Annotated in this window: 7 protein-coding genes; 4 read left to right on the plus strand and 3 right to left on the minus strand. The window is 59.5% G+C overall.

The window, feature by feature from the left end; genetic code table 11:
* Positions 1 to 545 precede the first annotated feature (545 nt).
* Positions 546 to 1,088, minus strand: a complete 543-nt coding sequence (locus AC6A67_RS07285; protein ID WP_498035884.1) for a hypothetical protein — start codon at positions 1,086 to 1,088, stop codon at positions 546 to 548.
* A gap of 1,011 nt (positions 1,089 to 2,099) precedes the next feature.
* Between AC6A67_RS07285 and AC6A67_RS07290 the strand changes: the two genes are divergently transcribed.
* From AC6A67_RS07290 to mobV, 3 genes are all read left to right on the plus strand, one after another.
* Positions 2,100 to 2,522 carry a MerR family transcriptional regulator gene (locus AC6A67_RS07290; protein ID WP_498035885.1) on the plus strand — a complete coding sequence of 141 codons (423 nt, stop codon included), beginning with the start codon at positions 2,100 to 2,102 and terminating at the stop codon, positions 2,520 to 2,522.
* A 574-nt stretch (positions 2,523 to 3,096) separates the two neighbouring features.
* The gene (locus AC6A67_RS07295; RefSeq protein ID WP_498035886.1) at positions 3,097 to 7,299 is read left to right on the plus strand and encodes an autotransporter domain-containing protein; all 4,203 of its coding nucleotides are present in this window, start codon (positions 3,097 to 3,099) and stop codon (positions 7,297 to 7,299) included.
* 231 nt (positions 7,300 to 7,530) lie between these two features.
* The gene (mobV, locus tag AC6A67_RS07300) at positions 7,531 to 9,444 is read left to right on the plus strand and encodes a MobV family relaxase (protein WP_498035887.1); all 1,914 of its coding nucleotides are present in this window, start codon (positions 7,531 to 7,533) and stop codon (positions 9,442 to 9,444) included.
* Between the two features lie 27 nt (positions 9,445 to 9,471).
* Here the strand turns inward: mobV and AC6A67_RS07305 are convergent, their stop codons facing one another.
* Together AC6A67_RS07305 and AC6A67_RS07310 are read right to left on the minus strand one after the other, a co-directional pair.
* Complete coding sequence (locus tag AC6A67_RS07305; protein WP_498035888.1) at positions 9,472 to 9,747, minus strand: type II toxin-antitoxin system RelE/ParE family toxin; 276 nt, start codon at positions 9,745 to 9,747, stop codon at positions 9,472 to 9,474.
* Positions 9,747 to 10,199: a ParC-related protein gene (locus tag AC6A67_RS07310; RefSeq protein WP_498035889.1), complete on the minus strand. Its 453-nt coding sequence runs from the start codon at positions 10,197 to 10,199 to the stop codon at positions 9,747 to 9,749. Before AC6A67_RS07310 ends, AC6A67_RS07305 begins: the two co-directional genes overlap by 1 nt.
* 809 nt (positions 10,200 to 11,008) lie before the next feature.
* On the opposite strand from AC6A67_RS07310, the gene AC6A67_RS07315 reads away from it, so the two are divergent.
* Positions 11,009 to 11,380 (plus strand): hypothetical protein, encoded by a 372-nt coding sequence (locus AC6A67_RS07315; RefSeq protein ID WP_498035890.1) that lies wholly within the window; start codon positions 11,009 to 11,011, stop codon positions 11,378 to 11,380.
* Positions 11,381 to 11,411: the final 31 nt, after the last annotated feature.

Below are 11,411 nucleotides of genomic sequence, written 5' to 3' on the forward strand. Positions count from 1 at the left end.
CTGATACCACTCAACTTAATTTCTGATCAGACACTTATGGGTTTCTGCGAAACCCGAGACCACCACCAGATCATCCTAATACTGCTTGTCAGCTCAAGGTGGGCGAGAGATCATTTCTAGTGATCGGTCCTAAGTGCCAGCGCAAATTGTGTTTGCACGCAGCCACGGAGCAAATCTTGAAGCGTCATATATCCCGTGCGCTGTTGGGTGCACTCGTTCCACTAATGCTGACCATTAGCGCACCAAAAGCAAACGCCTCAGCCACCTTTATCGGCCCTAACATGATGTGTTCTAGGTTTATTACAGAGTTCTATAATAATGATCTGGTTATTGGTTATATTCAAGGGTACATGAGCGGCTATGCATTCATGTTGTATGTCCAATCAAATCGGAAATACGACCTGCTTAAGGATATGCCACCAATGGGATTGGTTGGGCTTGTGCGCGACTATTGCTCAAAGAACCCAAACAATACCGTTCTTAATGGCGTAAACCATGTTATGATCTTTCTGAAGGACTATAAGGGCCCCAAGAGGTAGTGATGACTACTCATCGCCTGTAGCGGGCAGTGCGGGCTCAAACCCATCAAACGATGGCTGGCTTTCAGGCGGCAGGCCTACGCCATGGGGCATCTGCATTTCACCTATCCTGGGTAGACGGCGCAGAGGGGTTTGGTAGCCCAGCTGGTCAGCGTCAGGCTGCTCATCAGAGGACACCACCACCGTTGCACTGAATAGGCTGTGGCGGATGTTGTCCCGCTTCCCGGACCACACCACGCGATCATTGAGAACATAGGCGTTGACCGTTCCCCGGTCCCCGATCTGACGGATTTCAATCCACCGATCATCAGCGAGTGTGGCTAGAGCGGCTTTCACGGTGGTGAGGCTTTTAACGCCCAGCAGGCCAGCCAATGTCCTGTGGGAGATCACAACCGCATTGTTCTCGCCTACGCGGGCCGTGAGGAGGTGCATGACAGCAGCTGCCTTGGGTGCTCTTGCGATCAGCTGGGCCCAAGCCTCATGCGCTTCTCGCTCTGTTTGGACCCAATTCCCGGTGGGAGCGGGCTTTACCGGCAACTGCTGTTTCACTGTCTACCCCTAGCCAATCCGGTGGTGTTTTTTGCCAAATCACTGGCGATTATCACCAATGCCGAAGGCCTAGGCAATGGCGGTTTCTGCCAATCGGATGGCAATTTTCAACAGCAGAATGGCTAGGGGTAGCCAGTCAGCTACTGCCTGGGGGTAGCCAATCAGCTACTGCCTACCCCCCCCTGGTAAGCCGTTGAATCTGCGTCGGTTTAATTTTGCCCCTTCTAATGATCTAAGGGACGGGCCGTCCATGGCCCCGGGCCGATAGGCCCCGGCGACCCGGAGTAGCCCCCAAGCAGGCGCAGGGTCACCGCCGAAGGGGGGCTGTGGGCGGGACGTCACTCTAGGCTCTACCTCAGAGCCTGCTCGCCCAGAGGAGTGAAGCATTCACTTACGGAACGATTTGATCAGCCGGACTATCCAAGGCTGGGCCATCCACTCAGCGTTGGCCTTCCAAGCTGCTAGCTGCTCTTGGAGTCCTGCGATCTCCCGCTCCGCTCTCTCATGGTTCGTCTTATGGCCCACCACTTCGCTCTGAAGCTCCCCCACCTGTGATCGTAAACCCTCTGCCTCTGTGGTTAGTCGGTCATTCTGGTCGTTTCCGGGCGTGGTGGCTGGGAAAGGGCCGCAAGCTCGACGACAAGGACGTGGCGACGGCCTTTTCCGGCTTCTGCAAGAGCCTCGGCAAGCCTCGGTGAAGGGGCGACTTTGCCCCCCCCTCCTGGGCCTTCTCGGGCCGACTTGGCCCCCTCCCACGTAGGGACCGTACTGCGGCAGAGATCTCCTTTTCCAGCAGGTCAAAGCATGGGGCATAGAAGTCGCCATGATTCAGGACGATGTATGCGGCCAAGGCAATCGCGTGCTCCAACTCCGCGATGCATTCCGGACCGCTCCGGGCCGTTTGATCCCCCAGCTTCCGTATCAGGCTCTCCCAACCAAACGCGCCCATTTTCCTGCCGTTAACCGTTCCGGGCGCATCGTTACGGCGCACCGCAACAGGAGTACCGCGTCGTGTTTACAATGGGACAGGCGGCCAAAGAGGTCGGCACGTCGAAGACCAGTATTCACCGCGCAATCAAAAGCGGGAAGCTGTCTGCGTCGCGGAACGACGACGGCACGTTCTCTATCGACCCGGCAGAACTGTTCAGGGCCTACCCCCGTGCTAGGCCGTTACGGAGCGGCAACGGTACGATGGAACAAGCCGTGCCGGCAAATGAAACGGTAGTGACGGTGGCCGACCCGGCTGTAACGGCGCGGATGGCCACCTTAGAGCGCGAAGTCGCCTTGCAGGCCGAGCGCATTGCGGAATTGAAGGAACAGCGCGACGCCTGGCAGGAACAGGCACAGCAGGCGCAGCGCCTGCTCACCGCAACGGCATCGCCGACAACGGAGCGCCGGGGCTGGCTGGTGCGGCTGTTCGGGGCGCAAGCGTAACAGTATGCTGCGCGCCCAAGGGTAGAGGGCGAGCATGATACGCTGGGTTCTGGCCGTTGGGATTGCGCTTGGTTGCGCACAGTCGGCGATGGCCGAGAGTTGCTCGTCGGTCGAGAAGTGCGTCCGCATGAACGCAATAGCCTCTCCTGACGGCACAAAGGCGACAATCAAGCGAAACACGGCGGCCAATCGGTGCCTCGCGGGATCTGCCGAAGCCTCCGCTGCAGCGCAAGACCCCCTTGTTCGAGATTTTCAATTTTAAAGTTTATAGTCGCATATAAACAAGTAACTCGTAAATATTATTGCAATAATTTATTGCAGTTAATTCGATTCAAGATCATTTTAAACTTGGATTATTTTAGATTTAAAAAAACTAACCCATGGTAATTTTGTCGATCTTGTTCTGTAACGCATATAGATATAATAAATTAATACGCAAAACCAATACACCATACCATGGATTGGATCTTCGCCTTATTTGACGTTGACGCGACAATTCAGCCATGAATAATCCGAATGGATTATGATGCCTTAGGTGCGCTCGAGGCACCTTATTCCATCGGACGGGGGGGGTATGAGCAACTTTTTTAACCATCAAGGTGCCGCGCACCAGCATTCGGCACGTAAGCGCCGTGTCAAGTTGAGGAAGATTGCATCCGAGGCGATTTGCATCGACAAAAAAACGCTCTTGTCCCGGAATGCATCCGGTCGACTGTCTGCTAGCGCGCTCGGTGTCGCCATTATCATGGCACCGCACATTGCTGCTGCATCCAGCGAAACCGTAACGGACCCGACAGCTTTCGAAGCCGCATTTTCCGAAATAGTCAACTCAGGATCGGGAAACAGCACCCTGTCATATACAGGGATTATAGCTGATCTTCTAATTAATACGTCAATATCCTCGCCAGGTTCTAACACATCTCTGGCCATTAATCTTAACCCGTCAGTCCTTGTTGTCGGGAATGGGTCCGGCAACGCCGGCCAACTGGGACTCGCAGAAAATACGACGCTGAATGTCAGTCGCACAACTGGCTCCAACAGCGTGATCGAGATCGGCAAAAATGGCGCGACAGGCGCTGTGACGCTTGATGGCGGGGTCATTAATGTTGGGCTGCCGTCCGTAGGCGCAAGCCGCATTTACGTGGGTGGCGGAGCGTCAAACGCGGGCGGCGGCTCTGGTACGCTCACAATCAACTCAGGTGCCATCAACTTCGGAGATGGGGCTGACGCTGGTGGTGGCTATGGCGGGTTGCGTATTGGCTCTGGTGCTGGCGTGACCGGCGCAGTCAACATGACTGGTGGTGCTATCACCTATGATGCGGCAAATGGCGGCAATATTGAGATCGGCCTTAGTGGCGGTGTCGGCTCACTGACGATGGGCGGGACGTCATCCCTGGTCATGGAAAGTGATCTTGTTCTGTTCCGCGTTGGTGAAGGCGGTGGGGCCCAGGGTACTGTGACTGTCAACGATGCGGCCTCAATCCGTGTCGTCGGCGATTTCAATGAGGATTATTTTAATATCGGCCGCGAGGCTTCGGGCGGCGGCTCTGGCACCCTCGTCCAGAACGGCGCTGATTCGAGCGTCTATGTAGCAGGCGCTAATGTCTCGATCGCCCTCGGCAATTCCACGGGCTCCTACACGTTGAACGACGGCCGTTTCGAGGTTGGGGGGGTCAATGGTACTGCCACTGATCTAGGTGTCGCGGCCTCAAAGGGACCCCATTTTATGGGGACTGCGGACGGAACCTTCACGATCAATGGTGGAGAGGCCCTGCTGTCCGGAAATATGCTCATTACGGAAAACCAGGCGGCCTCAACTGGCCGGGTCGTTCTGAATGGTGGCACGCTCTCTGTCGGGGGCACGATCAATTTCGGCAAGGGAACGGGTACGTTCACCCAGACGGGGGGGGTCCTGGAGCTTGGCGGCGCGAACGCCATCACGCCTGCCACGGGTGCCATTGCCAGCACCGTCAATTTCTCTGGCGGCATGGTCCGGGCCACCTCTGATCTGGGCATCGCACACAATGCCACGCTCAGTGGCGACGGCGCGACGTTCGACAGCAACGGTTACACGGTGACCTATTCTGGCGTCTTGAGCGGGACTGCTGGCTTCAACAAGGTCGGCGACGGGCTGCTTGTCGTATCTGGCGCCAACTCCTTTGTCGGCAACGTTTCGGTGCTTGGCGGCGTCCTAGAGACCGGTTCAGCGACAGCGCTCGGCGTGCCAGGCGGTCGTCTGACGCTCGACGGCGGTGCCCTCAAACTGACACATGTCGTTGACCTGTCTGGCGGCGTCACCGCCGGTGCAAGCAACGGCGCAATTGATATGGCTGGTCAGGCGATCATTCTTGGCGGCGCCAGCGACGGCCTCGGCGGCGTGGCGTTCAACAATGGCGACGTAACGCTGGCTGGCACGCTGGCATGGCATGGCCAGACGGCCCTTGGCGACAACGTCGCGCTGACGACGACTGCAGCCAACCAGCTGTCGGCCAACTCCACCCTGAACCTTGCCGCAACAGCCAGCCTGAGCAATGGCACTTTTGCCCAGCAACTCGGTGGCCTGGCCGGCAGCGGCAGCGTCAACTCCGATGGCGCGCTCAGCGTTGGCTCCAACAATGCCTCGACGCAGTTCGACGGCGTCGTGTCCGGGGCTGCCTCACTCCGTAAAGTTGGCGCCGGCGTTCTGACGCTGACCCAAGCGCAGACCTACACCGGCGGCACGGCAGTCGAAGCCGGCTCGCTCGTGCTTTCCGACAGCGGAAAGTTTGCTGATGGTAGTGATCTTCAGGTCACGGGCGGCACCCTCGATCTAGGTGGAGTCACCCAGAATGCCGGACAGGTAACGCTGCAGGGCGGCACGATCAACAACGGCGTTCTGAGCGCGGCCTCGGGGTACAATCTTGTGAGCGGCCAGCTGAATGCCCAGATCGCAGGCTCTGGCAACCTCACCAAGGACGGTGCCGGGTCGGTGACGCTCGGTGCCCTGAACCCTGGTTTCACTGGCCAGGTGATCGTTTCTCAGGGCGAACTGCGCGGCTCCATTGGGGCGTTCGGTGCCAGCAATGCTATCGACAACTCCGGTCTCGTTACATTCGTTGAAAGTGGGGCTGCGGTCTGGGACGGGGCGATTACCGGCACGGGCAACCTCGGCCTGACGGGCGGCGGTGCATTTGAGATCGTTGGCGACGCCAATACGTATTCCGGCCAGACCCTGCTGCAGGCTGGCTCGCTGCGGGTGAATGGCGCGCTTGCCAATTCCACGGTCGTGGTCAGCCAGGGAGCAACCCTCGGTGGCTCTGGCACTGTTGGCGGCGTTGTCGCCCAGGGTGTGGTTGCCCCTGGCAACTCGATCGGCACGCTGAATGTTGCTGGAAATGTGGCGTTTTCAGCCGGATCGATCTATCAGGTCGAGGTCAACGCAAGCGGCGCAAGCGACCGGATCGCAGCAACGGGCGCCGCAGTTCTGGGCGGTGGCGAGGTACAGGTTCTCGCGGAAGCAGGCCAGTACGATCGCCGCACTAATTACACCATTCTGACAGCTGACGGCGGCGTCACGGGGCGTTTTGCATCCGTCTCGAGCAATTACGCCTACCTGACGCCAACGCTCAGCTACGGTGCGAACCAGGTCGGACTGCGGCTTGACCGCAATGACCAAGCTTTTGGCGCTGTTGCCCTGACACGTAACGAGCTTGTTACGGCGAATGCTGCTGAACGACTTGGCTATGGCAACCCTGTTTATGACGCGATCCTGTTTGGAACGCGGGAGCAGGCGCGCACCGGTTTCAACATGCTGTCGGGTGAAATCCATGCGGCAGTAACCACAAACGCCCTGACCGAAGCAAATATCGCACGGGAAGCCATTCTGGACCGCTTGCGGAGCGCTCACGGTAGCTACGGCTCTGGAACTCAAACCGTTGCGGCTGATACCGCGACTGGCCTTGGGGCTACCTTCTGGGGTCAGGGCTTCGGCAACTGGGGTGAAAGCAAGCGCGGCTCTGGCCTGGCTTCTGTCGACCGCCGTACCGGTGGTTTTGTAATCGGTGCAGACACCCGCTTCAATGACATCACTGTCGGTGTTGCCGGCGGTTATATGAACAGCCATTTCGATATGGATGAACGCCTGTCGCGCGCATCTTCATCGACGGTGTTTGGCTCGCTGTATGCTGGAACGAACTTCGGTCCAATGCAGCTGTCTGCCGGCCTGCTTTATGCCGGATCGCGTAATTCGATTAATCGTGGCGTCGCTTTTGCGGGGTTCGCGGACTACGTATCGACCAAGTATGATACGGGCACCTTCCAGGCATTTGCTGAGGCATCATACCGCGTCGCTCTCGGCAACCAGTTCGGCGTGTCGCCTTTCCTTAATGCTGCTGCGATCCGCATCAACAACGATGGCTTCATCGAGAATGGCGGGCCTGCAGCGCTGGTTGGCTATGATCGTACTGACGACATCGGCGTGGTCACCGCCGGCATCCGGTTGGATGGTCGTCTGATGGGGAACGGGTCGGCAGGTACGGTTTCGGTTAATGGCACCCTGGGCTGGCGCGGCGCGTTCGGCGACGTCAATCCGATGGCGTTGAACGCTTTCCGCTCAGGTTTTGCATCAGCGCCGTTTGCGATCGAAAGCGTTCCTGTTGATCGATCGGCCGTAGTCGTCGGCGCAGGCCTTGACTGGGCTGTCAGTTCGGCAATGAAACTCGGCCTGTCTTATACGGGCCAGTATGGCTCGAACAACTCGGACCAGCAGTTCCGCGGCAAGGCAGAGATCCGGTTCTGATCTAGATGAAGCATGACGAGAGGAGGCGCGGAGCAATCTGTGCCTCTTTTCTTTTCAAGTGACCTGTCCTAGGCTGGACGAGCAGACTTTGCGGAGCAAAGTCTAGTGAGTATACCTTTTATCGGGAAAGGCACCGCGCTCCGCGCCTCACCCCCCCCCATGTCATTAAGTATATACTTTCTGTGAAACCTCCGACACACTCCAAAAGGTCTATAGACGTTGGAGGGCACCGTGAGCTTCGCGATCCTGCGCTTTGAGAAGGTCAAGGAGATAGAGGATCTGGCCCAAATGGCCAGCCACTGGACCCGGTCGCGCGACACTCCCAATGCGGACCCAAAGGCACCCGAAGGAGCGGTCCGGTTTCTGGTCGGTGAGGATCCGGTTGAAGAGGTCAAGCGACGGCTGCCCCAAAAGCGGCGCAAGGACGCAGTGCTCTGTATGGAGGGCGTCCTGTCAGCCTCGCCAGCCTATTTCAGGCCGGAACATCCGGAACGGCACGGTGCATATGATCCGAAGCGCACCGATGCGTGGGTGAAGGCCACAATGGGATGGCTGAAGAAGGAATTCGGTGACCGGCTCGCCTCAGCCGTCCTGCATCTTGATGAGGCAACGCCCCATATCCAGGTAGCCATTGTCCCGCTGAACCCGGAAACCGGGCGCCTCGACGCCAAAACCCAGTTCGGGCGTGGTGAGTTGCGGCGCTTCCAGACCCAGTATGCCGACGCGCTGAAGCATCTGGGCATCAGGCGCGGCATCGAAGGCTCTACGGCCACCCACCAGTCGGTAAAGCGCTACTACGGGCTCGTGAATGCAGCGCAAGAGCCCCCGGAACTTGGCCTGCGGGACAGGATGGCCCTAACCTTGGGTCAGACCACAGAGGCCGTGGAGCACCTTCTGGCGCAGGCAGCAGACAGCCGGGTAGTGCGCGACGAGCTACAGAAGGCCCAGCACCGGATCGGCATCCTTCAGTCGCACCTGGATCAGGGGCGTGAGCTTCTGGAGCAGGAGCGCAAGCTGCGCATTGCAGCTGAAGCAGACCGTGACGCGGCCCGCGACAGGGAGAAACAGGCCCGCAAGGACCTGGCTGACCGCGTGCGGCACATTCCTTTGCCAGACATCCTGCCTTTACTCGGCTATGTCCGTATCAGGCAGGGCAATGACAGCAACTGGATGGGACCTGCGGGCCACCTCGTTACGGGGGCAGACCTGCAAAAACCCGACCATTTCGGGTTCCCGGAGACAGAACGGAAAGGCCGAAACGCCATTGATCTGGTGAAGGCGGTTCTGGGAGTGGAATTCAATGATGCGGTCAACTGGCTGGCGAGATTCGTAGAACCGAAAATCCTGCTGGCACAGCTCCGTGCCGACATAGAGCCCGGTCTTATCCGGCACGCTCAGGAGGCAAGGGAAAAACCGTCAGCCGTATTGCACCTGTCAAATGATGTCGCTGACCGCAGTACGGTCGCGGATAACCTGAAGGCTCAACAGCTACAGCCGGAATCCATGTTCGAGCTTGGGCTCCTGGGCGCTGCTCGTTTCGGCAAGCAACTGCATGCCGCCTTCCCCCTGTTTGCAAGCGCCGGCAGGAACGCAGACCTTGAACCCGTGGGTTATCTTCTTGACGGGATCAGCGATCCGGGGAACCTTTTCCGGGTTGGTGCGCCCGGAATCTGGCGTATGTCGCACCGGACAGGCTTCGAAGCCGCCAGTCAGATTGTTCACGTGCTGACAGGAAGCCCGCGTGAAGCACTCGCGCTGAACTGCATTTTGCATGAGGTCCCGGAACTTCTGTCCGTCCCGAACCCGGATAAAATCGGGCGGTTCGTCTATTTTGCAACGCAGGGAGCCGACGCTCACCTGCGTACCGAAGCGGTCCAGGAAACACGCCGTACCGGCGCTGGGCTGGTTCTGGCCTATCCCATCAAGCAGCTTGAAACGGCCCGTTCTGTTGCGGCGGAGGCGAAGAGGCAGGGCGTCGAGTTCAACTCCGTGATGGAAACCCTGGGGCTGCTTTCGCTGAGTTCCTTCATCGAGCTGTGGCTGGCCCTGGTGCGCGAAGGGGCAGAGCAGTTGCTCAGGCGGATTGCTGAGGCCCGCAAGGCCCGACAGCAACAATCGGGCCGTGAGGGCCGTGGAGGCATATGAAGCCCCTCCCGAGGCTCCGCAGAGCCATTACGGGTACCTCTGCCGTCCGTGAAGGACGCGCAAGATGATGATCCGTTCCGGCTCGGCCCGGTAAACGACGACGAACGGGGTCCGCGGCGCCGCCAGTTCGCGCGTACCCGTCACCCGGCCTTCCCGTCCCATCTCCGGAAACCGCGCCAGCTGGTCGATGCTGCTGCGGATACGGGCGACCTGCTCGCGGGCCGCCAGCGGACTGTCCTGAGCGATGGCGGCAGCGTGGCGCCCCAGATTTTCCAGGGCCCGGCGGGTATAGACGACCTGCATCAGCGTGAGGCTGCGGCAATGGCGGCCTCGACAGCGGCATAGGCCTCATCTGCCGCAATCACCTCGTCGCGCCCTGCCTCGGCCAGCCCGGCTTCGACCTCGGTCCGGAACCAGGCGTCATGGGCGGCGGCCTCGCGCTGCTGGCGCAGGCGTTCGGCCTGGTCTGGACGGGTGTGTCCGGTCGCGTCCGGGTCATGACTGCTGGCGTCGACCTGGAAGTGTGCGAGGTCGAGTTCCTGGCGGATGAAGGCTGCGGCGCTGTCGAGCCGCCTCCAGGTGCGCAGGGAGCCCCGTGTGGAGGCGATGGCGCGTTCCTGGGTCCCGTAGCGCACGCAGACTGCCCATGCCCCTCCCTGCCCCACGACAGTGGCGCTACGGATGGCCTGTGCCTCGACCAGATTGCGCACGGCGCGACTGTCGATCATTGGCGGATTTTGGTTCTGCGACGCCATGGCGGACCACTCTCTGGATCATCGAAAAGCAATCTTTTAGAGAGTGTATCACGGTTTGTGATTATGCGCCGGGGTTGTGTTCCATAACGTCCATTCGGCGAAAACGACTAACGGCATTACCTTCGACGTCTCCGAAATCTGACTCCGTCAGTTTCGACGAGCTCGGCTCAAAGCGCGGTTTTCGAACCGTCCAGCTGGACAAGCCCCGCGAGCGATTCAGGCCGCTCCGCCTTCACCAGACCGGCCACGACGCTTAGCGTACGTTTTCGAACATCCTCTAACCGGCCCCCTATTCGGTCAGGATTTCGACCTGGGCCGACGATGGTCATATCTGGGGCTCGGTCGCTGCGGTCGGCCGTCTGAGCACTGAGTTGTGTAGCAACTCGTAAGTGCCCTTCTAGGCCAGGGAGGCCATAGCCAAAAGAAAAGCCGCCCGGAGGCGGCCAGAGTTGTCACATTCGAGGGGCCCCCCCGGAGGCAGTGGGGGGTGCAAGGAGAAGCACGGGCTGAACCGTTCGGTTCCAAAAGAAAAAGCCGCCCGGAGGCGGCCAGTGGGAGGTGTTCAGCTGGGGTGGGGCTTACGCACCGCTGATCTGGGTCAGAACGATCCAGGCTGCGGCCATGGTGGCCCAGCCAATCGGCGTAGCGAACATGATGGAGCCAATCGACTTAACAGCGGTCATTTGCGTAGTCCCCGGAGCAACATCGCTCCATGGATCTAGGAATAGCGCTGCCGCTGGCCTCCTGTACGTGCGCGAGAGCACAGGCGCGAGGAGAGCGTCGGGCGCAATCTGAGGGGGGGAACTATCATGGCTGATCAGGCTCAGGTGGCGCAGGAGCTGGTGCGTGAGGCCATCCTGTTCGCGATTGTGGCTGCGGAGCAAGGCGTCACCGTTGAGGGTGCTCCAGACCCTGCGGCAGTGCTCTACGCCTACGCAAAGGCCACGGGAGACGATCCAGACGCTGATCTGCCCGGACGCCTCGCCGCTATGGTTGGCGCTGTGCCGGAAGGCGGGCGCGTCGTGGACCGGGAATGGATCGACAAGGCGTCGGCGGCCTATCAGCGGTGCAAGTCATTCCCAGAAGAAAGCCGCAGCGGCGTGATGGCGCTGATCACGCTCCGCAACCTCTTTGAGAAGATCGTCAACGTGAGGCCGATCAGCAGCGGAACCAGTGGCTAGACAGGTGTTCTCAGCTGTAGGGCGCACTTAG

The sequence above is a fragment of the Camelimonas sp. FR25 genome (assembly GCF_059740505.1).

What these genes read in the sequence shown, in the direction of transcription:
- AC6A67_RS07305 (WP_498035888.1), bottom strand. Translation starts at nt 9,747, where the DNA reads ATGCAGGTCGTCTATACCCGCCGGGCCCTGGAAAATCTGGGGCGCCAC.
- AC6A67_RS07310 (WP_498035889.1), bottom strand. Translation starts at nt 10,199, where the DNA reads ATGGCGTCGCAGAACCAAAATCCGCCAATGATCGACAGTCGCGCCGTG.
- AC6A67_RS07315 (WP_498035890.1), top strand. Translation starts at nt 11,009, where the DNA reads ATGGCTGATCAGGCTCAGGTGGCGCAGGAGCTGGTGCGTGAGGCCATC.
- AC6A67_RS07295 (WP_498035886.1), top strand. Translation starts at nt 3,097, where the DNA reads ATGAGCAACTTTTTTAACCATCAAGGTGCCGCGCACCAGCATTCGGCA.